Genomic DNA, 25419 nt, shown 5'->3' with positions numbered 1-25419 from the left:
ACGAAACTTGAGCTTCGGAACACGAAACTTGAACTTCAGAACACGAAACTTGAGCTTCGGAACATGAAACTTGAGGTTTAAAAATGAACTCCACCAGTTCTGAGTCGAAAAGGTGGAGTTAAAAAGTCGAAGAGTAGAGAAATGCTCCTCACAAATGACAAGTGACAACTGACAAATGACAACCAACTAAATACGCGACTTGACAAATTTCTCTAATCTATCCATTCCCTTTTCAATCGTCGCCATATCTGTGGCGTAGGAAAGGCGAATGTTGTCATCAGCGCCAAAAGCAATTCCGGGAATGACAGCAACTTGATGTTCTTCCAACAAAGCGTCACAAAATTCTAAAGATTTTAGACCGGTTTTGCTGATATCAGGAAACAGATAAAAAGCGCCATCTGGTTTTGCAGTACTCAATCCGGGAATGGCGTTGAGTCTGTCTAGCATTACCTGTCGCCGTTTGGCGAAGGCTTGACGCATTTCTTCGACACAATCTTGAGGACTTTGTAGCGCCGCGATCGCACCATATTGGGCAAAGGTACACACGTTAGATGTACTATGCCCTTGGATGGTACTGGCTGCTTTAATGATTTCCACAGGCCCCGCTAAATAGCCCAGACGCCACCCAGTCATGGAATAAGCTTTCGCAAACCCATTACTAATCAAAGTACGATCAAAAATTTCCTTCCCCAGAGAACCGATGCTGATGTGTTCTGCACCGTCGTAGAGAATCTTTTCGTAAATCTCATCAGAGACAACAAAGATATCTGCATCAACTATTACCTGCGCCAGTGCTTTGATTTCATCTGGCGTGTACACCATCCCAGTGGGATTAGATGGAGAGTTGAGGATAAATAACTTCGTCTTCGGCGTAATTGCTTTACGGAGTTGTTCGGGAGTAATTTTATAACCCGTCGTCGCATCTGTAGGCACAATCACCGAAACCCCACCTACCAAAGTCACCATTTCAGGATAACTTAGCCAGTAGGGTGCAGGGATAATTACCTCATCACCTGGATCGATTAGCGCCACGATTAAGTTGTACAGAGAATGCTTACCGCCATTGGTGACGATGACATTCTCAGACTTGTAATCAAGACCGTTATCAATTTTAAGCTTGTGGGCGATCGCTTCCCTTAACTTTGGTTCTCCGGCTGCTGCACCATATTTGGTTTTGCCTTCATCCAAAGCTTTGACTGCTGCGGCTTTAATATGTGCTGGAGTATCAAAATCTGGTTCTCCAGCGCTAAAACTACAAACATCTATTCCTTCCGCCTTCAGTGCCTTAGCCTTGGCTGCGATCGCTAAGGTTAATGAAGGTGTTACCTGACTTACTCTTGCTGCCAGCTTCATTCTTACTATTTTTTGGCAAATCTTTCACTTATCTAAGGATATCCCAGAATTCCTACCAAGATTTGCTTTTTCTAAATTCGTTGAGGATTGGCGAGATGAGGGAGCAGAGGGGCAGGGGAGAAATCAATTCAAAATTCAAAATTCAAAATTCAAAATTAAAGAACTTCTGCCTCCTGCCTCCTATTTCCCAATGACCAATGACCAATGACAAATGACAAATGACTCCGCAAAGCAGTTTGATTATTGACTCTTAAGGATGTATCGTATATAACTTGATTTTTAGTGAAAACTAATTGTTTATATGCAGATTAAGAAACTTTTAATTGCATCTTCTCTGCTAATTACTGGTCTTTTTATACCTAATGCTGCCATTGCTCAAAATCGCGGTACTCCGGGGAAATTTGATTTTTATGTACTAACACTCTCTTGGTCGCCGGATTATTGTGCGGCAAATGGTAGCCGTGACAAGCAGCAGTGTGGTTCTGGAAGGAAACTTGGTTTTGTACTACATGGTTTGTGGCCGCAGTACCAAACTGGTTATCCTGCTAATTGTTCTACGCAAAAATTACCGTCGGAAGTAAAGCGGCAATTTCCCAATTTGTATCCTAGTAATAAACTTTACGATCATGAATGGGAAAAACATGGTACTTGTTCGGGTAAAACTCCTGTGGAGTACTTGGGGTTGAGTAAAAAATTAAAAGATGCGATCGCTATTCCCGCAGCTTATAATCGTCCTAATAAACCCGTGCGTACCACAATTACAAATTTTAAAAATTCATTTTTGAGTGCGAATAATCAAATTACTGCTGATGGTATAGCACCTTTTTGTTCTGGTTCGGGAAGATTTTTGCAAGAAGTCTTCTTTTGTTATTCCAAAAACGGCGAACCTGGTATTTGTAGCGCCGAAATTTTGAAGCGATCGCAAAAAAGTTGTGGCCAGCCAGATTTCTTATTGAGAAACGTTAGATAAAAATGGGGAATAGGGAATAGGGCATTGGGCATTGGGCGTTAGGAGTGCTGAGTTAAGAGTTAAGAGTTTTGTTTATCTCCTTGTCCCCTTGTCTCCCCCTGCTCCCCTGCTCCCCTGCTCCCCTGCTCCCCTGCTCCCTGCTCCCTAAGCGATCGTCACATCTGGCGACAAATAAACATCTTGAATGTTGTGAAACAGTTTTACACCTTCCTCAAAGGGACGTTGGAAGGTTTTTCGCCCAGAAATTAATCCCGAACCACCAGCGCGTTTGTTGATTACGGCGGTGCGTATTGCTTCGGCGAAGTCATTTTTACCAGTCGCGCCACCAGAATTAATCAACCCGACACGCCCAGAGTAGCAATTTAGTACTTGGTAACGAGCTAAATCAATTGGGTGATCGGTTGTCAACTCTGTGTAAACCCGCTCATCGGTTTTGCCGTAACTCTTACCAGTGGCTTTGGCAATTGCACCGTAACCATTGTTATTTTCGGGTAACTTTTGTTTGATAATGTCAGCTTCAATGGTTACACCCAAATGATTCGCTTGTCCGGTGAGGTCAGCCGCAAGGTGGTAATCTTTATCTTGTTTAAAAGCGTTATTCCGCAGATAGCACCAGAGAATAGTCGCCAAACCCAGTTCATGGGCGCGTTTAAAAGCTTTGCTGATTTCCTGAATTTGTCTGGTAGAATTCTCCGAACCAAAGTAAATTGTCGCACCTACGGCAGCTGCCCCTAAATTCCAAGCTTGTTCTACATCCGCAAACAATACCTGGTCAAATTGATTGGGGAAAGTCAGCAATTCGTTGTGGTTGATTTTGGCAATAAAGGGGATTTTGTGGGCATATTTCCGTGATACAATGCCTAATGTTCCCAAAGTGGTAGCAACCGCATTGCAACCTGCGGCGATCGCTAGCTTGAGAATATTTTCTGGGTCGAAGTAAATCGGATTGGGCGCAAAAGACGCACCAGCTGAGTGTTCAATCCCTTGGTCTACTGGTAAAATCGAGAGATAACCTGTGTTTACCAGACGACCAGTAGAGTAAAGTAAATGGATATTACGCAATACTTGAGGATTGCGATCGCTATTGAGCCAGATGCGATCTACAAAGTCTGGGCCCGGTAAATGTATTAAATCACGAGAAACTTTTGCTTTGTAAGTAAGCAGGTCTTCAGCCTCTTTACCTAGCAATGATTCAATAAAATTAGGCTCTTTGAGCGTTGTAGTCATAGTATTATCCTCAAAAACTGAGCAAATGACCTTGTTTTTAAGATAGCATTTCTAATATTGCTAACTTGGTTGTACGGTCATTAGTTATGTGTATTCTTTTTGAATATATAGCAATCTTCTTTTATAAATGAAAACCAAAAGGCTGAGATTTCCCCCTTGTTTCAATAAGCCGAGAATCTTGTGATGAATGAATAAGTAAGGCTATACTACCGGAAGTATTAAATCAACTTTCGGAATTGATATTTTCAACTTCAGTTACCAACATCGAACAGTACAATTATACTATCTTGCGATCGTAACTGAAAATTGAAAACCCATCTTTCCCGGATTTGGGTAATAATTTTGAACAAAATAAATACAATTGTATGAGTAAGTTTCAAATCGATATCGACTTTAGCAATATAGATTTAGCTTCTCTTGAGACAGAAGAAGATTTTCAAAGAGAAGCAAAAATGTTACTCCCAAAGGCACTGGTCAAACTAGGTGAAAGTGTGGGTGAAAAAACTTGGGAAGAATTACAGCAAAAGCTGCAAGGAACTGGAGGTAAACTCAAATCTTCTCCCAGCGAGAAACGTAGGTTTATTCAAGAAACTGGAAGAACTTATCAACGAAATGCTAGTAACAGAGAAAAACAAGAACTAGAAGATTATATAGTAGAGCAATTACGCCAGCACAAGTAATATTTGTCAGAAGTTAACTTATCAGACATGATTCAAATAAGCCAGCGACGAATAAACTCCACTTGGAAACGATAGCCGTCGTCAACTTCCTCAATTAACTCCCGTTGCAACAGCAAGTTGAAAGTAATATCAGCATCGGGGAACTGTTGCAATAGAGTTTGGCGGCTGACTATAGCCCGTTCCCCTTGAGCGGCGATAAAACGTAGAATAGCTTGTCCAGTAGCATCTACTTGGTTGTTTTGAATGTCAACAAAGAAAAATCCGCCACTTTGCAAAGCTTCTGAATGCGCTCGTGCATTAGTGCAATAATTAGCTTGGAAGATTGATGTGTTAATAAGTTTAAATTTATTCTAGTCTACTAGCAGAATTAACATCTAAAAACAACGTCGCTTGTGGTTGTTGACGAAGAATAGAAGCTGGACAGTCTGTACCGATATAGCTTTGCAGCATATCTTTTACCACATTCGCTTTACGTTTTTCTGGAGCAAGACAGATAATTTTTTTAGCCGAACAAATTGTTGGGATGGTGACAGTAAAAGCATACTGTGGAACATTTTCTAAATTCGGAAAGTGACCTGTACTTACTTGTTGCTGACGGTTCACAGTATCCAGTTTTACCAGTTTCACGCTATAAGGATCTTGAAAATTTGCTACAGCCGGATCGTTAAAAGCTAAATGTCCATTTTCGCCAACACCAAGACAGCATAAGTCAATCGGTTGTGCTTGCAATAATTTGGTGTAGCGATCGCACTCTGCTACTGGTTGTAATGTATCACCTTCTATATAGTGAAATTGCTTAGGATTAATCCGATTCTCTACACGTTCTCGCATATAACGCCGAAAACTAGCAGAATGATCAGCAGTAATTCCCAAATATTCATCTAGATGGAACAGAATAATCCGCGACCAATCTACACCACCCAATGCAATCAAAGCATCAAGAAATTTGAGTTGGGAGTTACCTGTAGCTAACAATACAGCAGCTGTATCCTGAAGATTAAGAACTTGCTGTAAATACTTTTGCACGATTTCGGCAACATCCTCAGCCATTTCGACTTCAGAGTTGTAAATCTGCACTAATAAATCGTCAACGCGAAAAAAGTTTGTGGCGGCTACCATTTGCTTACGAAGAAGGTTATCAATTATACGGCAGTTTGCCCAGAGGTTTTACCTGTCTACCTTTATATGCCCTATCCAGTATAGATTTTAGGATTTAGCAAAGTAATTTGTGACTCTTGAAATTTTCTTCTCCAGTCCCCAAATCCCGTATTAACAAAGGAACAATCACTAAAGGCAAAAAACAATGTAAACTATTTAAATTAAGTTAACAATTATTTACATTTTACCCAAAAATCATGCTGGCTGCAATTCTCTTTGACCTAGACGGCACTATTGTCAATACCGATCCTATACACTACCGAGCTTGGCGGGAAATGCTGTTAAATTACAACATAGAAATAGATGAAACATTTTATAAATCCCGAATTAGTGGAAGGCTAAATCCAGAAATTGTTAAAGACATTCTGCCACAATTATCAGCAGCAGAAGGGCAACAATTTGCAGACGAAAAAGAAGCGTTCTTCCGCAAACTCGCCCCACATCTCAAACCGCTAAATGGATTTTCTGAACTACTAGCATGGACAGAAACACATCAATTAAAACGAGCATTAGTAACTAATGCTCCTAGATTAAATGCAGAATTTATGCTAGAGGTTTTGGGGATAAAAGAAGCTTTCCATACAGTTGTTTTAGCGGATGATTGTATTGCAGGTAAACCCGATCCTGTGCCCTACCAAGTTGCCCTGAATAAATTGGGGATTACAGCAGAAGAAGCGATCGCTTTAGAAGACTCTCCCTCTGGTATTCGTTCTGCAGTGGGCGCAGATATCCGCACCATTGGCATCGCCTCCACCCACGATCCGCAAATTTTGCAGTCAGTCGGTGCATTTATGGCAATTCCAGACTTTACTGATTTGCAGTTGTGGACATTGCTAAACTCACTCATCGAGCCAGATTTAAATGCGATCGCTTCTAATTGAGGACATGGGGCAAAGGAGGCAGAAGGCAGAAATTCTTTAATTTTGAATTTTGAATTTTGAATTTTGAATTGATTTCTCCCCATCCCCAAAAACTCCACTTTTTAACCGAGCCATATCACGCAACGGTGGTGCGCCGAACAAGCGACTGTATTCACGGCTGAACTGTGAAGGGCTTTCATAACCCACATAATGACTAGCTGTTGCCGCATCCATACCTTGCCCCAGCATCAGACGACGGGCTTGTTGAAGCCGAAGTTGTTTTTGATATTGCAAAGGACTCATGGTGGTGACAGACTTAAAGTGATGATGAAGCGACGAGGGACTCATGCGCGCTTCACGAGCGATCGTATCGATCCGAAATGGTTTTTCGTAGTTCCATTTCAGCCAATTGATCGCTCTGCTAATTGCTTGGAATTGTTTATCGACTAAAGCAATCTGTCGCAATCTAGCACTGTGTTCGCCAGATAACAAACGGTAGAGAATTTCTCGGACAATCAAAGGTGCAAGGATGGCAATATCTTGAGGCGTTTCCAACAATCGTACAAGTCGGATTGCAGCATCAAGCAGTTGCGGACTAACAGGATTAATAGACAAGCCCGGTTCCAGTGGTTCGTTCGCTGGAGCGTCTAGTTTTGCCTCCATCATCAGTGTACTGAGTTCTCCCATATCTAAATCGAGCCGAAGACACAGATACGGAACGCTTGGCGTTGCTTCAATCACTTGACCGACAACAGGCAGATCGATGGACACCACCAAATATTGGTCTTGACCATAAACATACAGATTGTTTGCCAACATTACCTGTTTCTTGCCCTGAGCGACAATGCACAAAGCAGGCTCATGCAGGGCATGGAGAGGTGCAGTTGGTTGTAAGGAACGGATCAGGAATAACCGCTCGATCGCTGTGGGATGGACACCATCTCCATTACTGTTTTGTGCAATCAGAGCAGCTAGCTCGGACTGCTGCTTTCTAACAGTCTGTTCCATAATTTCGTTTGAAATCCTTTATGAAACTAACATTCAGGGAGCCACAATCTATTTGACCGCTGATGTCAGCTTATCTTTTTACGATAAACAATGAAAAAAAATGCAGGATTAGGCAAGAATTTCGTAGGTTCAGATTACCGCATCAAACTTTGACTCTCTTAAATTAAGAGTGTGCTAGAGAATACAACAACTTGGAGATCCGGTTTTATGACTACCAACCAACAGAAAGTCGTACTGATTACAGGCGCAAGCAGCGGTATCGGTGAGGCGACAGCACGTCTACTCGCTCGTAAGGGCATCCACGTCATCTTGGGCGCACGACGCACGGAGCGGCTAGAAACCCTCGTGGCTACAATCCGCTCTGAGGGAGGCTCGGCGGAGTATCAGACCCTTGATGTTACTGATCGCGCCGACTTCCAAGCCTTTGTAGAATTTGCTCAGAGCAAATTTGGCCGCATTGATGTCATCGTCAACAATGCAGGTGTTATGCCGCTCTCGAAGCTAGAAGCGCTGAAAGTTGATGAATGGGACTGGATGATTGACGTGAACATCCGTGGCGTACTCAATGGCATTGCTGCTGGGCTACCACTGATGAAACGCCAAGGATTTGGCCAGTTCGTCAACCTGTCCTCCATCGGCGGACACGCTGTCTGGCCAACCTGCGCCGTTTACTCAGCCACTAAGTTCGCGGTGTTGGCAATTTCGGAGGGGCTGCGTCAGGAAAATACTGACATTCGCGTTACAGTTATTTCGCCAGGCGTAACGGAGTCAGAACTTGCCGATAGCATTACTGACGCCGAAGCTGTCAAAGGTATGCAGGAATTCCGCAAGATTGCGCTTCCGGCTGAAGCGATCGCCAGAGCGATCGCCTTTGCAATCGAACAACCGGATGACGTTGATGTGAATGAGATTATCGTGCGTCCTACAGCCAGCGTATAGTTACGCAAAGATGCAGAGAATTTTCAACCTAAGCTAGCAGTAAAACAACTGAGAACCGCTATGTGACTACCCAAAATAAAATTCAACCTCTCCCACATCTGCGATCGCAGGCACTCGTTATGATGAATCAAATGCAGATGTTGGACAGCGAACGCTAATGCGATCGACAGCGTGAGCAAAGTACTAGAGGGTTTGTAGTAAGCAATTTGCTGCTTAGAAAATAAGGACTAAGGTCTTACTACGAGCCTCTACTTATTTTTCAGCCAGAATCGCGTAAATTTCCCGTTTAACTTGCTCTAAAAGCTCCCGTACCCGATTTATCCGCTCCATATTACCACTACGAGCAACCTGCACCACCGCAGCAGCTAACTCTGTGGCGGCATTCCGCAACTCAATAAACTCTTGGGGCTTACCTGTAACAAAACTTTTGAAGGTATCCCAAGGAGTGTCTGAAGGTTCTTGTTGGGAACGTTCTGCCAATAATTGTTTACCCTCATCCGTAATCGTATAAATCCGCTTGCCTCCTTCCTGTGCGCTCTTGAGATAACCTCCTTCTTCCAACAATTGGAGTGTTGGATACACTGAGCCAGGACTGAGGCGACGGAAACCACCGTAACGAGTTTCCATCTCTTTAATCAGGTCGTAACCATGACTAGGATGCTCGGATAAGAGTTCCAGCAGAATGAACTTGATGTCACCCCGACGAGTCCGGTATTCATCTCCCCAACCACGACCAAACATTTCATTATCAAAGCGTTTGTCATGATGTCTACCATGATGCTTGTCATGATGGTTGCCATGTCCAAACCAAGACCTGACAAGCAATGAATCCTCTTCGTTAACTCCTGCCCATGCAGGTGCGCCAAAACGTGACCGAAAATGTCTAAACATAAGTAAATCTCAAATCAACTTTCTCTAATATACGATATATCAGAATATATCGCGATATATCGGAATAGAATTTTGATGAAGATTTGTAACGAAAGCAGCTTCGACTAGCCAAGAGTCTGCACTTGGGGTCATGACGAAATACGTATAAAATGGGGCCTGACTGCCAATTCATTCTGGAACATCGGGCAAGGGCGGAATGGCACGCTTGTTAAGGGCAAAGCCATGATCTAGCTGCATGAGAGGGTGTGGGGAATTAAGAAGATGTTGAACTCCTTGAGGCAAGTAAAATTTAATTGTCTTAAAACTACACCCTACACCCTACACCCTACACCCTGCCAGCAAGGAGGTTTCAGCTTTTCTTAGTGCCATTCAGGCAAGGGCGCTATCCCCCGATCGCCCAGTATTGCGCAAAACTGCCCAAAATCCCGACGTTTATTTCCAAGCAAGGGAAACAGTAAATTCCTACTACGCTGCTTGTCCCAATATCATGCAATCTTATATGGATAAGTTTGCCGCACAGACAACCAGACACTATCACTTGCTTGATTATCATGGCGCAATTGATGCAGAACGAGTCATCATTTTGATGGGTTCAGGTTGTGAGGTAGTGCATGAAGTGGTATCGATGATGTTGTGGTTGTCGCCGCAGAAAATCAGTTGCAAGAGGTAGCGTAATGATTGAAATTGTTGATAGCGATCGCTGTATCGGCTGTGATATCTGCGTAAAAGTTTGTCCGCGCGATGTCTTTGATTCTGGAGACGATGGAATAGCAGTAATTGCTCGTAAATCAGATTGTCAGACTTGTTTTTTGTGCGAGTTGTATTGCCCTGTTGATGCGCTTTATGTGTCGCCTTATGCTGAACTGGATGATAAGGTTGATACAGAACAGTTAATTACCCAAAACTTGCTTGGTAGTTACACCCGTAACATGGGTTGGCATCATGGCAAAATGGGAGGGACTGACAAAGATCCAACTCAACAACTTAGAATTTTGAATAGGGTAAGGCAGGATAATGCAAGATTGATTGACACTCCCCTGGCTGAATAAATTTCGCCGGTAGGTTCGCAGATATCTTAACGGAGGCGGAGCGATTTTGGATGGATGCCATCGACAAGTAATTAAACAGAAACATCCGCTCCATCGTGTTGTTCTGCTGGTGGCATCCCGATAAATTTCAATACATTTCCTTGTGGCTCTTTCCACTGGATCTCTGGTAGCCACTCATCCGGGTTGGTATATAGCAAATCTAAATTAGCCGCAATCTTCGCTGACTCCCAATCCCACCAAGATAGTTCTAGCAACCGTTCTACCGTTTCAGGTTTAAACCGATACCGAATTATCTTAGCTGGATTACCCACCACAATTGCATAGGCAGGAACATCGGAAGCAATAACAGCCTGTGCGCCCACAACTGCACCGTTGCCAATTTTCACCCCTGATAAAATCGTTGCCCCATACCCAATCCAAACATCATGACCAATAATCGTTGCCCCCTTAGAAGCCGCATCGGTGTAACGTTCTTCTGGCACAGCTTCTGCGGATAACCACTTGAAAGGAAATGTCGTTACTCTTGTCATAATATGGTTTCCTCCAGCAAAAATGATGATATCCTTAGCCAGAGAGCAAAACTTTCCGATCTCAATCCGGTCGTCAGGGGTAAATATTGCTAAACTGATGTGCCGATCGAAGTAGGTGTAATCTCCAACCTTGATACGCGGGTCTTGAATGTGAGCATTTAGCCAAATCGGAGGAGGCGCGTATTCAAGCATAATCATAAAAGGTAAAATCAAGGTTTTTAACCCGCGTAGGCGGGTTTTACCTGTGTAGCCGTGACTTCCAGCCGCCTGGTGCAAGATTACTCTATGGGCGATTTCCAGATGGGTGCTGATGCCCTAGTATAGGATGGGGTGTGTAAGGTTCTTCTAAGAATTTGCGCTCTCGATCAGAAAGCTCTAAATCCACAGCCTCCACAGCCTCTTTAAGATGTTCTATCTTACTAGCGCCAATTATCGGAGATGTCACACCTGGTTGATGCAATAGCCAAGCTAGGGCAATTTGTGTGGGTTTCACACCCCGTTTTCCGGCTAATTCAACTACGTGATCGACTACTTTAAAATCTGAATCTTGATAATAGAGATTGTGAGCAAATTCGTCAGTTTTTGCGCGCAGTGTTTGGCCATGATCTGACTTACTGCGATTCCCTGCTAAAAAGCCCCGCGCCAAGGGACTCCAAGGAATAATACCAATTCCTTGATCTAGAGCTAAGGGTATCACTTCTCGTTCTTCTTCCCGATAGACTAGGTTGTAGTGATTTTGAATTGATACAAAACGAGTCCAGCCATGAATGTCTGCTGTATAAAGGGCTTTAGCAAACTGCCATGCGTAAACACTAGAAATTCCTAAGTAACGGACTTTACCTGCTTTGACAATATCATGCAGTGCTTCTAGGGTTTCTTCAATGGGTGTTTCATAGTCCCAACGGTGAATTTGGTACAAGTCTACATAATCAGTCTGTAGCCGCCGCAAAGAAGCATCAATGCTGTCAAAAATATGTTTGCGAGATAGTCCTCGATCGTTAGGCCCATCACCGACTTTGCCATGTACTTTGGTAGCAATAACAACTTGATCTCGTTTAGCAAAGTCTTTTAGCGCTCGTCCGACAATTTCTTCACTAGCACCCAAGGAATAGACATCAGCGGTATCAAAGAAATTAATCCCCAATTCCAAAGCCAGTTTGATAAATGGACGACTTTCTTCTTCTTCTAATACCCATTCGCGCAATTTACGCGAGCCATAAGTCATTGTGCCTAGTGTAATCCGGGATACTTTGAGTCCAGTTTTGCCAAGATTTACATATTTCGTCATACGGTTTACTCTACTTTTTGTTGGGATGCTTAATAAGGTTGTGATATTTATATAGCGTTTTGACATTGATTTGCCTAGAGTATTGCAGAGCTATGAGCATTGCCTTGCAAAAGCCAGGATATAAAATACTATATATCAATCGATTTATCGGAGTTAACAGCTATCATATTAAGAATTGCATATAAAAGAGAAATATGGAACAGGGAATCAGGAAATATTTGGCAGAGGGGGCTGTTGGGAGAATCTCTCGGATCTGCAAAGCGATCGCCACCGTCAACCCAACTAGGGCTACGGCTAAAGTTCATAGTTCAAATAGTGTATACTTTTCAAATTTCAAGAAATTTTTTAATATAGTTCTGTTTATCGATGGATTTATAGTATTTTCAAATAATTAAGGCTACAGCTAAAATTAAACAATATCTTGGTGCAGATGCAATGCTTTTGTCTGACACAACTCCCCAGGCATTATTAAAGGTATTGCACCAAACAAAAGCTGATGTGTTGATTACTGGGGCTGCCAATAAATATACAGCACTCAAAACGGGAATTCCTTTTTTAGACATTAACCATGAACGTCACCATGCTTATGCAGGTTATGCAGGTTTGGTGGTACTAGCACGCGAACTACATGAAGCCTTGTATAGTCCTATATGGAAGCAAATTAGCAAACCTGCTCCTTGGGATGAAAAAATCAGCTATCAGCTATAGGCGCAACTTTCTTCTGCCAAGCTGATATAGTTGATCGTCTTCCACTACACTTTTATGGTGTGGCGGAAGATGCTTGTTTTCCAAATATTTGCTTTGTTGTACAAAGAGAAGCGACTTGTTCACCGAGCAATCCAACGGCTTACTGCTGGCAATTGTGCAGAGAACCAGAGCGCACCTAAAATAATCAGACTACCACAGACAATCAAGGCATTAGTCGCACCAAAATTATCTGCCAAAGTCCCAGCTAACAAATTTCCAAAGGGCATTGTACCCACCATAGCTAGGGCGTAAAAACTCATTACCCGTCCGCGCTTATCCTCGGTAACTAAGGTTTGAATAATCATATTACTACTGGTAATGTTGAGGATAGAAAAGCAGCCTACAAATACCAGAATGATTATAGATAGCCAAACTTGACGCGAGAGTGAAAAGAATATCAAACTCATCCCAATGAAAACTTGAGCGACTACAATCAAACGCTCTAAGCCTACAATCCCTCGTCTGACACTTAGATACAAACAAGCAAACAACGAGCCAATCGGTGCTGAAGTGCTGAGGTGAGCCATCGTTGTTGCGTTTCCATTGAGAATCTTTGCTGCAAAAACAGGCATCAGCGCGACATGAGACATCCCGACGAAACCATGTAACGCTAGCATTAATAAAATTACTCTAATCGGCTGGAATTTCGAGACATATTCAAAGCCTTCTCGCAATTTCTCCAAAGTATCGCTAATGCCCGTAAGGGGTTGCATCTGTCTAGCTGGCAGCCGCATCGCTAGCAAGGTAAATATTGCAGGAATATAGCTGAGGGTATCGTAAAGAAAACAATATTTTACCCCTAGTGTCGCAATCAAAATCCCGCCCATAGCAGGCCCCACGACAAGAGAGGAACTTAACATTACTGAATTCAAAGCGATCGCATTACTCCAATCGGCGCGATCGTCTACGGTTTCGGTGACGATTGTATGGCGCACGGGCATATCTAATCCCTTGAGCAAACCATTGAAAGCACTCAGTACCAAGAGGATAGGAAAGGTAATCCAATTGGTAAAGGTGAGAATCGTTAAAGCCAGGGAAACGCTAATTCCCAATATCTGCACCACCATTAACAAGTCACGACGACTCCAGCGATCGGACAATATGCCCGAAAAGGGAATCAGTAATAACGTAGGTAAAAATTGTACAAACCCTGCAACTCCCAACAACCAAGGTGATTGAGTCAAATCGTATACCAACCAAGGAATAGTTAACTGCTGGGTCATAAATGTTCCAGACATTGATAGTAACTGTCCCCCGAAAAACAGGCGAAAATTACGCCAGCGCAAAGCGGGTAAATAGTGGTAAGTGATATTACTGATGCTTTCCCCTAGTTGTCTATGCCAAATTTTCATGAGTAAAATTTTATTATGGTTTACTAATAATTAGATTAACTAAGAACTGTCAAATAATCGCGTAGTTTGCTGCCCAGGCATCGCTAATCTGTCTGAGCTAAGGCTTTTGCACATTGACATCGGATCGCTATAGAAGGGGATTTGTCTGCAAAAACGTAGGAAATTACTATTTAGTAACTGTATACTACTTTAATTCTATCGGAATAGTGTATGATAATTTCAGTTATGCTCCCAGCATGGGAATGTTGCTAGCAGATATTGGGTATCGGCAAAATTCCCAAGGAAATAGGCGAGTGTGAACACCTCCCGACAGATAAAACTCTGGAGAATCCTAATGGGCTACAAACATATAGAAGTTAAACAGGTAGCTGGTTTCATCGGTGCAGAAATCGGCGGCGTAGACCTTTCCCGCTCTCTTTCTGAGGATCAAGTCCAAGAAATTCGCAAAGCGCTATTGAAGTGGAAAGTTGTGTTTTTTCGTGGCCAGAACATCGATCATGCTGCCCAGGTCGAGTTCACATCTCGTTTTGGCGAAGTGACTTTCGCCCATCCCTTGGGAGAGCCGGAACCAGTTCCGGGATTTCCCCAGATCAAACCCGTAGACCGTAAGCTTTATGAGCAGCAGTATGGTTTTCGCACTGGCGGCCCTTGGCACACAGATGTAACGGCGGCGATCAACCCACCAGCAGCGTCAATTTTACGCGCAGTTAATGTCCCTAGTTTCGGTGGTGATACCCAGTGGAGTAATCTTGTGGCCGCTTATGAGGGACTCTCAGCACCCCTGCGATCGCTAGCAGATACATTAAAAGCAGAACATCGCTTTAATGGGGGCGGTTATCAACCCCGCAACAACAAATTTGACGAGCGCATTGCTGTCAATCCCCTAGTTTCTATTCACCCAGTCGTCAGAGTTCATCCTGAGACTGGTGAGCGTGCCTTGTTCGTAAACCCTGGCTTCGTCTCTCGCATTGTTGATGTGTCACCAGAAGAGAGCAGACTGTTACTAGAGTTGTTCTTCAACCAAGTCACCAAACCTGCCTATACCACCCGTTTCCGTTGGAACAACGGTGATATCGCCTTCTGGGACAACCGCGCCACCGTGCATTTGGCTCCTCAAGATTTGGATCATTTAGATGTCGAACGTCTCCTCTATCGCACTACTATCACAGGCGATGTTCCAGTAGGAGTTGATGGTTACCGTTCAGAAGTGGTTCAAGGTGAAGCTTTCAGCGCTAAAGTACCAAGCGTCTTCAAGCAGAAAGCTGAGTCTAAGGAAGCACAACCAGTCCTTTCGTAAAACTGAATTATAAGTTATGAGTACTGAGTAAATTAAAAACTACTCAGTACTTATGAACGCAGACATTACACCTTGTTGCTCTACAAAGGTAACTTTTGCATGACCGATCGCAGCAAAGCCAAGAGATTAATTATCTATCTAATTTGAGCGATGATTTTTAGCCATCCTGCTGTAAGACAATTAAATTTTACTTGCCTCAAGGAGTTCAACATCTTCTTAATTCCCCACACCCTCTCATGCAGCTAGATCATGGCTTTGCCCTTAACAAGCGTGCCATTCGGCTCTTGTGCATCATCATTGTGACGAGTCTATTAATGATGGTGATAGTTCTCATTGCTGGGCCAAAGTTTATAGAAATAGACCAAGCAACAGATACAGAGATCAAACAGGTAGAGGTGTAAACTTGACCGAATAATTCGTAATTCGTAATTCGTAATTCAAAATTTATTAATTACGAATTAATAATTAATTATTTGAGAGTACAAGCCCCTTAATTTATTAATTAAAGAAAATAAATTTATTCATTATTCAAGCCCCACGATTAAATCTCAGGTAATAATTACAAATTAGCAATTACGAATTATTTTGACATTTTTCCTAAAAAGCTATCAAAAAAAATTGAGTAGCCTAAAATGCTGATTTATTAGCAATAAAATTACTAAAGAAATCCGATTTTATTTTTGAAAAAGATTAGGAGAAAATGCCCGTTTTTTCAAAATTTAACGTTTAGTGTTTGCTAGCTGTTGAACTTTTTTATCTTCCCCATTAATTAGACCTGCTTCATCACCCATAACGCGCTCTAAGATTTCTTCTGCTAAAGTAAGGAATTCTGCATCTTTGCGTTTGCGAGGACGTGGTAGCGAGATACGCCGATCCATTGAAACTCGGCCATCTTCAATTAGTATGATGCGATCGGCTAGCGTTACTGCTTCATCTACATCATGAGTAATCAAGAACGCCGAAAATTTTTGTTCGTGCCAGATTTTTTCAATTAGTCTCTGCATCTCAATACGAGTCATGGCATCCAAAGCACCAAGCGGTTCATCTAACATTAGTAAGCGCGGCTCTCTGACTAAAGCCCTAGCAAGTGCTACCCGTTGTTTTTGTCCTCCAGAAAGCACAGAAGGCCAATCTTTTGCTCGTTGTATTAAACCTACTTGCTCAAGCGCCTTCTCTGCCTTTTGCCGCCAGTCTTTTTTGTTCAATCCTAATCCCACATTTCCTAAAACATTCTCCCACGGTAAGAGGCGGGCATTCTGGAACATTGTTCGCGCACTGCGATTACGCCCACGCAGTGGTTCCCCGTCAATTAAAACTCCGCCGTCACTGGGATGTTCAAACCCAGCTATCATCCGCAGGAGTGTACTTTTACCGCCACCACTGCGCCCAACAACTGCAATAAATTCTCCTGATGCTATCTCTAAATCGAGATTCTGCAACACTTGATTACTACCATAGGTCTTTGTCAGACCCATAACTTTTACCTCTGCGCCTTGTAGGGATGCCATCTTCACAAACCTCTCTAAATTGCAACAAAATTTTGAATAATAACTAGATAAACTTTAGGCAGGTTGGTAGTTAGTATCCCACCTTAACCATTTTTGTTCTAAAGCTTTGGCAGCGACATCTGCTAACTTGCCCAACAAGGCATAAAGCAAAATGCTCAAGACAACAACATCAGTTTGCATAAACTCACGAGCGTTCATTGCCATATACCCAATGCCAGAATCAAGTGTAATTGTTTCAGCGACAATCAAGGTTAGCCACATAATTCCCAAAGCATAACGCAGACCAACGATAATCGAACCCAATGCGCCTGGAAAGATGACTCGCTTAAATAAAGACCAGCCATGCAAGCCGTAGGATTTTGCCATTTCAATTAATTCTGGATCGACAGTACGAACTCCGTGAAAGGTATTAAGATAAATGGGAAAAAACACTCCTAATGCTACAAGAAAAACCTTAGCTTCTTCGCCAATGCCAAACCACAGAATTACAAGTGGGATTAACGCTAAGTGAGGAATATTCCGAATCATCTGTACTGAGGTGTCTAAATACTCTTCTGCTGGACGAGCCAATCCATTAAGTAATCCCAACCCAAAACCAATACTACCTCCTAGCAAGAACCCAATTACAGCCCGAATCGTACTGATAATCAAGTTTCGCCATAGTTCTCCAGAACGGGATAAACGAACTCCTGCCAGAATTACATCTGAAGGAGCAGGCAATACCCTTGTAGAAAGCCAGCCAGATTTTACCAATATTTGCCAAAGAATAATTAGAACAATCGGCAAAATCCAAGGTTTCAGTTGCTGAAACCCCAGTTGAGGAAATTTGCTTTTTTTCATCTTGAAGCTCCTTCTGTTGTACGTTGTTTAGGAAAATCTTGGTTGGCGACAATTTCACCAAAAGGACTTAATACCTGTTGTTGTGCTGTAGCGGGTAAATCCTGAAGTGGTAAGCGGGGAAAGAGTAATTCAGCTACTCGATAAGCTTCTTCTAAATGGGGATATCCTGAAAGAATGAAAGTTTCAATTCCCAATTCGGCGTATTCCATCATCCTGGCAGTGACAGTATCGGGATCTCCTACTAAAGCTGTACCTGCGCCACCCCGCACCAGTCCGACTCCTGCCCATAGATTAGGGCTGACTTCTAGTGCTTCACGATTACCACTGTGCAATTGCGTCATCCGACGTTGCCCAACGGAATCTAAACGAGCATAAACTTTTTGAGCTTTGGCGATCGCTTCTTCATCAACATACTTAATTAAGTCATTGGCAGCATCCCAAGCTTCGCTCTCGGTTTCCCGCACAATTACATGTAAACGAATCCCAAAACGCAAAGTTCTACCTTCTTCAGCAGCTAACTTCCGAACTGCATTAATCTTCTCGGCTACTTGCTGTGGTGGTTCTCCCCAAGTCAGATACACATCAATGTGTTTAGCGGCAATTTGTTGGGCAATGGCTGATGAACCACCAAACCATAAAGGAGGATAAGGTGTTTGCACAGGAGGAAAAAGTAGCTTACTGCCTTTGACTTGAAAATATTCACCGCTGAAGTTAGCTTCTTCACCAGTCATAGTTGCTCGCCAAATTGACAAGAACTCATCTGTCAACTCATACCGTGCTGTGTGGTTGAGATGAACTCCATCTCCAGCCAATTCCACCGGATCGCCCCCTGTAACGACGTTAATTAGCAAGCGGCCATTGGATATACGGTCAAGTGTAGCCGCCATCCGCGCTGCCATACCAGGAGATGACAACCCTGGACGAATTGCTACTAAAAAACGCATCTGTTGAGTTGCTGCAACTAAGGATGAAGCTATAATCCAAGCGTCTTCACATGAACGTCCTGTAGGAAGTAAAGCACCCCTGTAGCCTAGATCGTCTACAGCTTGAGCAATTTGACGCAAGTATGGATAGGTAGCAGCACGTCCTCCCGTTGCTGTTCCCAGATAGCGTCCGTCACTGTAGGTGGGAATAAACCAAAATAGTTCCATCGATAATAGACTCCTTAAGTGTTTCAGATGTAGCTGTCAAGAATGCGATCGCCAGAAGGTGGGGCGTAGTCTATCGCTGATGTAGCTTACAGACAGTTTTAATTAAGCTGTTTGCGATCGGACACCATCGCTACTTGATTGACATCAATTTTTTTAGGAACCAATTTTAGACGGTAAAAAGTATCAGCAAGCCTTTGTTGATAAGCAACAACTTCCTTAGTAATTGGTTCTAAGCCATAAGCTCTTCTTTTTGCTACTTGCTCTAAAACACCTGCATCAATCCCAATCAAAGGTGAAAGAATTTGTGCAACTTCTTTTGGCCTAGATTTTGCCCATTCATCTACTTTTTCGATTTCCTCTAAAACGATTTTCAGGCGATCAGAATGCTTTTTAGCAAAGCTTTGAGAAGCAAAAAGGAACTCTCGATTTTCGACTATATTTGTCGCATCTGTAAGTATTAGCGCCCCTGTAGCTTGTTCGGCAGCAGCAAAGTATGGGTCCCAAATTGCCCAGGCATCCACCTTTTTTTGTTCAAATGCTGCTCTAGCATCAGCTGGAGGAATAAATATTGGTTGAATATCAGTATATTTCAAATTAGCTTTTGCCAATGCCTGTACAACTAAATGATGGACATTTGAGCCTTTATTTAAGGCAATTTTTTTGCCTTTTAAGTCAGCAAGATTGCGAATTTGAGAATCTTTTGGGACTAAAATTGCTTCACCTTTGGGATTAGGAGGTGAACTGGCAACATAAAGCAGAGGTGCGCCAGCTGCTTGAGCAGATATAGGAGGGGTTTCTCCTGCATGTCCAAAGTCTAGGCGACCAGCATTCAAAGCTTCTAATAGTTGCGGCCCAGCTGGAAATTGATTCCATCGCACCGATAAACCCATTGAGTTAAACTTTTTCTCCAAATCTCCCTTTGCTCTTAAAAGGCTAAGAGAGCCAAACTTCTGATGACCAATACGAACTACCTTTTCTGGATCTTGACCTATACTAAACGACGGCATAGATGCAGAAATTACCGAAGTATTTAGAGAACAAGCTGAAATTATCAAACTTAAGCAGAAACTAACAGCAAATAAGAAGGTAAATTTTTTGCTTGAATATTCTTTGAATACCTTTACAGCTTTGTGACATTTTAATATAAATGCAGAAAAATTCTCCTGATTTATAAGCATTGCGCCCTCAGTTTCAAGTATAAAAATTTTCTCCTAAAAAAATATTAAAAGCTTAACAAACTTTCATTAAAATCTTTGGAGGATTTTAAACTACAGTAAAACTAGCAAGTTAATGTAGTATCTAGCTAAAGAATGATATAAAACTCTTATTTAATTTTTGAATAAGACTAGGAGACAATACGCAAATCGTAAACAAGTACGAATAAGGCTTTCATTTTGGTAACAGTAAGCCTCTTTCAGTACATAATCTACAACTTGTTTAAATTTAGGTTAATAAAAGGTTATGTAATCTCAGCAACTACCTTATATACCTTTAAACTACAGTAGATCGCGCGAAATACCGTATTTATACTTAATAAAACTTTTGAGTATCAAACAACACATAGATACATAACGAAACCAGCTCACTATGTTTACTTTTAAAAATCCCTTGAAAACTGTACAGGAACTTAACGTACTTTTAAATGATTGCCGTCTAGTAGTCTGTTCGATCAATCCTGACGAATTTAGTTGACAAAGCTATCCTCTGTATTTGAATCAATTACCAATGACGCGTAATATCATGTCCGGTGAAAGACTTATCATTAAGAACGCAGGGGGCAGGGGGAAAGAGGGTTTTCCGGTTTCTGCATAGATGACGGAAATTATAACTAATTAACCGGACATGATATAACGCTTGACTTCCACATCTGCGTTAACAACTACAATGGCATGGTTAGCAATTTTGAGCATTTTGATGTTATTAATTTGATCCCCAAAGACCGCAATCTTACTCAACCCCTGGCACCAGTTACATAAGCAACTGTTAAAGGATGTTGAGGATGATTAAAAACTTGCTCTACAGTACCTGATTCAATCAGTTGCCCAATGCCGTCTTGTACCCAAAATAAAGCGACTCGATCTGCAATTCTCTTGGCTTGAGCCAGATTGTGAGTAACAATTAACAGAGTATAGCGCTGGCGCAAACTAATAATTAAATCTTCAACAACGTTACTGGAAATAGGGTCGAGGGCACTACAAGGTTCATCCAGTAGTAAGACTTCTGGCTGCAAAGCCAAAGCTCTAGCTATGCACAAACGTTGCTGCTGTCCACCAGAAAGAGCCAAAGCTGAAGATTGCAGTCGGTCTTTTACTTCTTGCCATAGCCCTACATCCTCGAGGCTGGTTTCGATAATTGTATCAATTTGGTGGCGATCGCGGATGCCATGCTCTCGCAAAGGCAATTCCAGATTCTGCCATATTGAGAAAGGAAAGGGATTGGGTTTTTGAAAAATCATGCCGACTTGACGCCGTAAGGCGATGACATTAATTTTGGGATTTAGCACCTCTAAACTACCAATGCGGATTCTTCCCTGAACTCGACACTTGGGAATCATATCGCTGAGGCGGTTGAGACAACCCAGGAAACTAGTTTTTCCACAACCAGAAGGCCCAACCAAAGCCAAAATTTCTCCCGCATTGACAGCTAAGTTGACATTAGCAAGTGCAGTTTTTTGTGCGTATTGCAGAGTTAAGTTCTCAATTTGAATCAACGGTTCAGTAACTGCCAAGATGTCCTCCTCTATATCCACCAATCCTCATCCCGAAATAACTCTGCTGTGTAACCAACGTCGTGCAATCCAAGCTGCTGTGCCATTAATCAACAACAGTAGTAATAGCAAAACCGATGCACTAGCATAAGCACTCTTATCTCCTCCTGAAACGTTCATTGATAGATCAAAAATATGAACCGAAAGGGTACGCCCAGAATCGAGGAGTGATTGAGGCATTCTGTCTACGTAACCGCTAGTGAAAATTAAAGCCGCAGTTTCGGCGATAGCCCGACCAACACCAAGCACAAATCCCACTATTAAACCAGGAACAGCAGCAGGTAATAATATTTGAAATATTGTCGTTGTGCGTGAAAAGCCAAGGGCGGCGGCTCCTAATCTGTATTCATTGGGAACGGCTAAAAATCCTTCCTCTGTAGAACGAATCAAAATTGGTAGCACCATACACGCCAGTGTGAGTCCGCCTGAAAGAATAGAAAACCCCAATCCTAAAACTTTGCAAAACAAGACGTTACCAAACAACCCGAAGACAATCGAAGGTACACCAGCAAGTACATCTAGACTGCGGCGCACTAATCTAGCGAACCAACTATCACTAGGAGTAAATTCTGCTAGTAAAACTGCTGTACCAACACCAACGGGCAGGCAAACCGTCATACATACACCAATAATTAAAACGGTGGAAACGAGAATACTGGCAATTCCACCTTCTCTACCCGCATTTTCTGGTTCACTAATCAGAAATTCCCAAGATAAATATCCCATACCGTGCCAGAGGATATCGCTGACTATCCATAAAAAGATGGCGGTAACGAGGGCGGCTGTTGCCCAAACTAAGCTTGTTGCTAGCCACTCTCTAGGAGCGAGACGATTGTCTTTGCTTTGTTGTATCTCTACCATTTGCCCTGACTGATAACTTCAGCGATCGCCACTAACACCACAATCATTCCCATCAATATCAAACCACTGACAAACAGCGCACTACGGTGATCCCCTGTGGCATAGGCCATTTCTAAAGCAATATTAGCCGTGAGTGTGCGGATGGGGTCAAATAAGCTTTTTGGGGTCTGTACTACATTGCCGCATACCATCAAAATTGCCATTGTTTCACCAATGGCACGACCTGTCTCTAAAATTAAGCCTGTAAATAACCCTGATTTGGCTGATGAAAAAACTACTGTGCAGATTGTTGTCCAACGTGATAACCCCAGTGCAGCAGCACCTTGAATGTAAGCGGTGGGAACTTTTTCTAGGCTAGCATCGGCTATAAGGGCGACTGTTGGCAGAATCATCACCGCCAGAATTGCTATTCCTGCTAATAGGCTTGGCCCTGGTGGATGAATTTTTCCAATTAGAGGAACCAGCACGACTAATCCCCAAAAGCCATACACTACAGAAGGAATCCCTGCTAATAATTCAATCAGGCGGCGATAGAGTTGGGCTACCATTGGCGGGGCATAGAATTGACAAAAGACAGCAGATAAAATGCCTATGGGAGTTGCAATTAGCACTGCACCGACCATTGCCAAGAGGGAACCCAGCAACATGGGTGAGAGATTATATAAACCTGCTGTGGGGTTCCAAGAAGAGTCGGTAAAAAAGCGGGATATCTCTATATGACTGAAGATTGGTAAGGATTCGGAAAGTAGAAAAACAACAATTAAAAGTGCGATCGCTCCGGCGATTGTTGCTGCTCCTCGTAGTATCCAAATTAACCAAAAATCATTTGGCGATGGAGACAAAGTTTTGCTTTTTAACAATGTCACTTACCTGCTGCGATTGTGCAAAGTCAATAAATTCTTTAGCCAGTCCTTGGGGTTCGGTTTTTGTAACCAAGTTAAGCGGTCGAGAAATAGGAAAGCTCCCGTTTTGTACATTAGCTGTTGTTGCTGCTACACCGTTTACAGCTAGCAATTTGATTGGTACTTTATTGGCGGCGCTATTTTCTGCCGAGCCAATGGAAACATAGCCAATAGCATTCGGGTTTCCGGCTACAGTCTTAATTCCTTGCTCATTATCACCAATCACTACTTGTGCTTTGATGTCAGTATTTTTTAGCTTGAAGTAGTGGGTAAACAATTCCAGGGTAGAACGTCCTTCGGCTTTATTAACAACTGTAATTGCCCCATCTTTACCCCCTACCTGTTTCCAGTTATTCACCTTGCCTGTGTAAATATCTACAATTTGCTTGTCAGTTAGGGATTGCAGGGGATTTTCCTGATGGAGAATCACCGTTACTCCATCACGAGCGATGGAAAAGGCTTTTAAATCTTTTTCGTCAGGCTTTAAGGCACGGGAAACCATGCCAACATTAGCTACACCTTGACGAGCATCTGTAATCCCGCGAGAAGAACCGCCTGATTGCACATCAACTCGCACACCGGAATGTTGCGATTCAAATTTTTTGCCAATTTCTGCTGCTAATGGTGCAACTGTACTTGAACCAGTAAGTACCAATTTTCCTTGTAGCTTATTTGGATCGTTTGTGACTGCTTGCGGAGGTTGAGAACAACCTTGCAACCAAATGCTTGTCACTAATCCTATTGCGATCGCCGAAATTTGGGAATGTTTCATCTTCTACCTTTATTAGATATTCCAGGTTTTAGTTGAACGAGAGAACACAACAACCAAAGTTTAAAGCCTTGCCTGTAGCTACTTCGACTTGAGGGGCAAGACGATAGAGAAATGCTTTGCCATCTCGCTCTCGCACAACTAATTTGGCTCGACGCAAAACCTGCAAATGATGAGAGAGGAGACTTTGCTCCAAATGCAAAATCGCATTCATCTCTCCGACTCGCTTCGGACTGTCAATCAATAGTTGTAAAACTCCTAAACGGGTTTCATCTGCCAGTACCTTAAGCTTGTCTACACAATCGATGCTTAAATTTGTATTGTTTTGCATTGCCCTGAAAACGATAAGTTTTCCCGATCATGGTATAAATAGCAACAATTACATAGTTGACAATTAAAATTTATTTGCACTTTTTAATAAACGAGTGTTCATATGAAATTGTATTCATGCTTAGTGTCTCATATTTGGTAACTCTCTGGTTCAACAGTTCTATACTTGCTTTTTACTCTTGTTCTGCACAGATCCGTAAGCGTGTAGGTTTAATCTTTCAAGACTTTCATCTGTTCCCTGGTACTGTCTATGACAACATTGCATTGAGTAACTCGACCATCACGCCAGAAGATGCCCGACATGCCGCCGAACTGATACAGACCCTAGATTTCATCGAGAGCTTGCCACTAAGCTTTGATACGGTACTGGAAGACCGCGGCCAAAATCTATCGCAAGGTCAACGCCAGTTGTTAGCGTTTATGCGTGTCATTGCCTTGAACCCCGAAATCTTGATTTTGGATGAAGCCACTGCCAGTATTGACCCAGAAACTGAAGCTGCCATCCAAGCACTTCACCTTCAGTCCAGACAATCCACAGAGGGACTGATACTAATGGGATTAGTGTTGTTAGATGCGATCGCCTCCGGTCGGTCAGAGATCATCGCCTCCACCGAGGCGTAGCCCACCGCTACACTTGATGTTTGACAAGAGCATTCTCAGAAAGAAGGGTGTGGGGGGTAGGGTGTCGGGTGTAGGGAAGACGGCATTGCCAAGCTCTTGAATAATCTGGTTTTTAGCATCTGTGTTATTCCAGGCTTGTTCTAAGTTTTACAGCCTTTTCAGCGCAAAGGTGGGGATTTGCCAATACCAGAAGATTACTCAATCTTTATGGCAGTTGCAGATAAAATTGGTTTTGATAGTCGAGGTCGTCGTCTCTTTCGTTCAATTACAAATGGGCAACAAACCCAAGAAATTGATAGTGATTTACCTCTGATTCTAGAA

General features: G+C 42.7%; 28 protein-coding genes and 2 pseudogenes. 10 read left to right on the top strand and 20 right to left on the bottom strand.

Features of this window, described 5'->3' with window-relative positions; translation table 11 throughout:
* Positions 1 to 186 precede the first annotated feature (186 nt).
* On the bottom strand, positions 187 to 1353 hold the full coding sequence (locus RM049_RS25420; RefSeq protein ID WP_322706122.1) for a pyridoxal phosphate-dependent aminotransferase: 1167 nt from the start codon (positions 1351 to 1353) through the stop codon (positions 187 to 189).
* 301 nt (positions 1354 to 1654) lie between these two features.
* Here RM049_RS25420 and RM049_RS25415 point away from each other — a divergent pair, with 301 nt between their 5' ends.
* Positions 1655 to 2323 (top strand): ribonuclease T2 family protein, encoded by a 669-nt coding sequence (locus tag RM049_RS25415; protein ID WP_322706121.1) that lies wholly within the window; start codon positions 1655 to 1657, stop codon positions 2321 to 2323.
* Positions 2324 to 2467: 144 nt separating this feature from the next.
* Here the strand turns inward: RM049_RS25415 and RM049_RS25410 are convergent, their stop codons facing one another.
* Positions 2468 to 3550, bottom strand: a complete 1083-nt coding sequence (locus tag RM049_RS25410; protein ID WP_322706120.1) for a class I fructose-bisphosphate aldolase — start codon at positions 3548 to 3550, stop codon at positions 2468 to 2470.
* 365 nt (positions 3551 to 3915) lie between these two features.
* Here RM049_RS25410 and RM049_RS25405 point away from each other — a divergent pair, with 365 nt between their 5' ends.
* Complete coding sequence (locus tag RM049_RS25405) at positions 3916 to 4230, top strand: hypothetical protein (RefSeq protein ID WP_322691125.1); 315 nt, start codon at positions 3916 to 3918, stop codon at positions 4228 to 4230.
* A gap of 32 nt (positions 4231 to 4262) precedes the next feature.
* Here the strand turns inward: RM049_RS25405 and RM049_RS25400 are convergent, their stop codons facing one another.
* A complete protein-coding gene (locus tag RM049_RS25400) occupies positions 4263 to 4505 on the bottom strand; it encodes a hypothetical protein (protein ID WP_322706119.1) in 243 nt (80 codons plus the stop codon).
* 70 nt (positions 4506 to 4575) lie between these two features.
* Positions 4576 to 5349, bottom strand: coding sequence for a glucosamine-6-phosphate deaminase (locus tag RM049_RS25395; RefSeq protein WP_322691127.1), 774 nt, complete (start codon positions 5347 to 5349; stop codon positions 4576 to 4578).
* A 236-nt stretch (positions 5350 to 5585) separates the two neighbouring features.
* Here RM049_RS25395 and RM049_RS25390 point away from each other — a divergent pair, with 236 nt between their 5' ends.
* Complete coding sequence (locus RM049_RS25390; RefSeq protein WP_322691128.1) at positions 5586 to 6269, top strand: HAD-IA family hydrolase; 684 nt, start codon at positions 5586 to 5588, stop codon at positions 6267 to 6269.
* Positions 6270 to 6305: 36 nt separating this feature from the next.
* On the opposite strand, the gene RM049_RS25385 is transcribed toward RM049_RS25390, so the two are convergent.
* The gene (locus RM049_RS25385) at positions 6306 to 7256 is read right to left on the bottom strand and encodes an AraC family transcriptional regulator (protein WP_322706118.1); all 951 of its coding nucleotides are present in this window, start codon (positions 7254 to 7256) and stop codon (positions 6306 to 6308) included.
* 207 nt (positions 7257 to 7463) lie between these two features.
* On the opposite strand from RM049_RS25385, the gene RM049_RS25380 reads away from it, so the two are divergent.
* Entirely contained in the window at positions 7464 to 8195 is a 732-nt protein-coding gene (locus RM049_RS25380) for an SDR family oxidoreductase (protein ID WP_322706117.1), read from the top strand.
* A 252-nt stretch (positions 8196 to 8447) separates the two neighbouring features.
* Here RM049_RS25380 and RM049_RS25375 read toward each other — a convergent pair whose 3' ends face one another.
* Positions 8448 to 9086, bottom strand: a complete 639-nt coding sequence (locus RM049_RS25375) for a PadR family transcriptional regulator (protein WP_322684142.1) — start codon at positions 9084 to 9086, stop codon at positions 8448 to 8450.
* Between the two features lie 364 nt (positions 9087 to 9450).
* Between RM049_RS25375 and RM049_RS25370 the strand changes: the two are divergent.
* Both RM049_RS25370 and RM049_RS25365 read left to right on the top strand, forming a co-directional pair.
* Positions 9451 to 9717 (top strand): annotated as a pseudogene (locus RM049_RS25370) (hypothetical protein); the annotation flags it as partial.
* Positions 9718 to 9760: 43 nt separating this feature from the next.
* Positions 9761 to 10135 carry a ferredoxin family protein gene (locus RM049_RS25365; protein WP_322672350.1) on the top strand — a complete coding sequence of 125 codons (375 nt, stop codon included), beginning with the start codon at positions 9761 to 9763 and terminating at the stop codon, positions 10133 to 10135.
* A gap of 71 nt (positions 10136 to 10206) precedes the next feature.
* On the opposite strand, the gene RM049_RS25360 is transcribed toward RM049_RS25365, so the two are convergent.
* The 3 genes from RM049_RS25360 to RM049_RS25350 form a co-directional block, all read right to left on the bottom strand.
* On the bottom strand, positions 10207 to 10941 hold the full coding sequence (locus RM049_RS25360) for a CatB-related O-acetyltransferase (RefSeq protein ID WP_322706116.1): 735 nt from the start codon (positions 10939 to 10941) through the stop codon (positions 10207 to 10209).
* A 7-nt stretch (positions 10942 to 10948) separates the two neighbouring features.
* On the bottom strand, positions 10949 to 11953 hold the full coding sequence (locus RM049_RS25355; RefSeq protein WP_322706115.1) for an aldo/keto reductase: 1005 nt from the start codon (positions 11951 to 11953) through the stop codon (positions 10949 to 10951).
* 128 nt (positions 11954 to 12081) lie between these two features.
* The gene (locus tag RM049_RS25350; RefSeq protein WP_322706114.1) at positions 12082 to 12258 is read right to left on the bottom strand and encodes a hypothetical protein; all 177 of its coding nucleotides are present in this window, start codon (positions 12256 to 12258) and stop codon (positions 12082 to 12084) included.
* Between the two features lie 97 nt (positions 12259 to 12355).
* On the opposite strand from RM049_RS25350, the pseudogene RM049_RS25345 reads away from it, so the two are divergent.
* Positions 12356 to 12661, top strand: a pseudogene (locus RM049_RS25345) (nitrogenase component 1); the annotation flags it as partial.
* 119 nt (positions 12662 to 12780) lie between these two features.
* On the opposite strand, the gene RM049_RS25340 reads toward RM049_RS25345, so the two are convergent.
* A complete protein-coding gene (locus RM049_RS25340; RefSeq protein ID WP_322672355.1) occupies positions 12781 to 14052 on the bottom strand; it encodes an MFS transporter in 1272 nt (423 codons plus the stop codon).
* 334 nt (positions 14053 to 14386) lie between these two features.
* On the opposite strand from RM049_RS25340, the gene RM049_RS25335 reads away from it, so the two are divergent.
* Positions 14387 to 15349: a TauD/TfdA dioxygenase family protein gene (locus RM049_RS25335; RefSeq protein ID WP_322706113.1), complete on the top strand. Its 963-nt coding sequence runs from the start codon at positions 14387 to 14389 to the stop codon at positions 15347 to 15349.
* A 236-nt stretch (positions 15350 to 15585) separates the two neighbouring features.
* On the top strand, positions 15586 to 15750 hold the full coding sequence (locus RM049_RS25330) for a hypothetical protein (protein ID WP_322672357.1): 165 nt from the start codon (positions 15586 to 15588) through the stop codon (positions 15748 to 15750).
* A gap of 318 nt (positions 15751 to 16068) precedes the next feature.
* Here the strand turns inward: RM049_RS25330 and RM049_RS25325 are convergent, their stop codons facing one another.
* The 10 genes from RM049_RS25325 to RM049_RS25285 form a co-directional block, all read right to left on the bottom strand.
* The gene (locus RM049_RS25325) at positions 16069 to 16857 is read right to left on the bottom strand and encodes an ATP-binding cassette domain-containing protein (protein WP_322672358.1); all 789 of its coding nucleotides are present in this window, start codon (positions 16855 to 16857) and stop codon (positions 16069 to 16071) included.
* A gap of 54 nt (positions 16858 to 16911) precedes the next feature.
* Positions 16912 to 17697: an aliphatic sulfonate ABC transporter permease SsuC gene (ssuC, locus tag RM049_RS25320; protein WP_322706112.1), complete on the bottom strand. Its 786-nt coding sequence runs from the start codon at positions 17695 to 17697 to the stop codon at positions 16912 to 16914.
* A complete protein-coding gene (gene ssuD / locus RM049_RS25315; protein ID WP_322706111.1) occupies positions 17694 to 18848 on the bottom strand; it encodes an FMNH2-dependent alkanesulfonate monooxygenase in 1155 nt (384 codons plus the stop codon). Before ssuD ends, ssuC begins: the two co-directional genes overlap by 4 nt.
* Positions 18849 to 18946: 98 nt before the next feature.
* A complete protein-coding gene (locus RM049_RS25310; protein ID WP_322706110.1) occupies positions 18947 to 19855 on the bottom strand; it encodes a sulfonate ABC transporter substrate-binding protein in 909 nt (302 codons plus the stop codon).
* An 825-nt stretch (positions 19856 to 20680) separates the two neighbouring features.
* Entirely contained in the window at positions 20681 to 20758 is a 78-nt protein-coding gene (locus tag RM049_RS39395) for a hypothetical protein (protein ID WP_416212146.1), read from the bottom strand.
* Between the two features lie 41 nt (positions 20759 to 20799).
* The gene (locus RM049_RS25305) at positions 20800 to 21576 is read right to left on the bottom strand and encodes a phosphate ABC transporter ATP-binding protein (RefSeq protein ID WP_322691139.1); all 777 of its coding nucleotides are present in this window, start codon (positions 21574 to 21576) and stop codon (positions 20800 to 20802) included.
* Between the two features lie 27 nt (positions 21577 to 21603).
* Entirely contained in the window at positions 21604 to 22476 is an 873-nt protein-coding gene (gene pstA / locus RM049_RS25300; protein ID WP_322700308.1) for a phosphate ABC transporter permease PstA, read from the bottom strand.
* On the bottom strand, positions 22470 to 23342 hold the full coding sequence (pstC, locus tag RM049_RS25295) for a phosphate ABC transporter permease subunit PstC (RefSeq protein WP_322672364.1): 873 nt from the start codon (positions 23340 to 23342) through the stop codon (positions 22470 to 22472). Before pstC ends, pstA begins: the two co-directional genes overlap by 7 nt.
* A complete protein-coding gene (locus RM049_RS25290) occupies positions 23299 to 24150 on the bottom strand; it encodes a phosphate ABC transporter substrate-binding protein (protein ID WP_322672365.1) in 852 nt (283 codons plus the stop codon). The genes pstC and RM049_RS25290 overlap by 44 nt, the downstream gene beginning before the upstream one ends.
* A gap of 28 nt (positions 24151 to 24178) precedes the next feature.
* Positions 24179 to 24478 carry a metalloregulator ArsR/SmtB family transcription factor gene (locus RM049_RS25285; RefSeq protein WP_322672366.1) on the bottom strand — a complete coding sequence of 100 codons (300 nt, stop codon included), beginning with the start codon at positions 24476 to 24478 and terminating at the stop codon, positions 24179 to 24181.
* A 116-nt stretch (positions 24479 to 24594) separates the two neighbouring features.
* Between RM049_RS25285 and RM049_RS25280 the strand changes: the two genes are divergently transcribed.
* Positions 24595 to 25098 carry an ATP-binding cassette domain-containing protein gene (locus tag RM049_RS25280; RefSeq protein ID WP_322706109.1) on the top strand — a complete coding sequence of 168 codons (504 nt, stop codon included), beginning with the start codon at positions 24595 to 24597 and terminating at the stop codon, positions 25096 to 25098.
* The last annotated feature ends 321 nt before the right edge of the window (positions 25099 to 25419 follow it).

This window comes from Nostoc sp. DedQUE04 (assembly GCF_034530995.1).
Classification (GTDB): domain Bacteria; phylum Cyanobacteriota; class Cyanobacteriia; order Cyanobacteriales; family Nostocaceae; genus Nostoc.
Note: the sequence above shows the minus strand (reverse complement) of the source record. Positions and strands in the feature narration are given on the sequence as shown.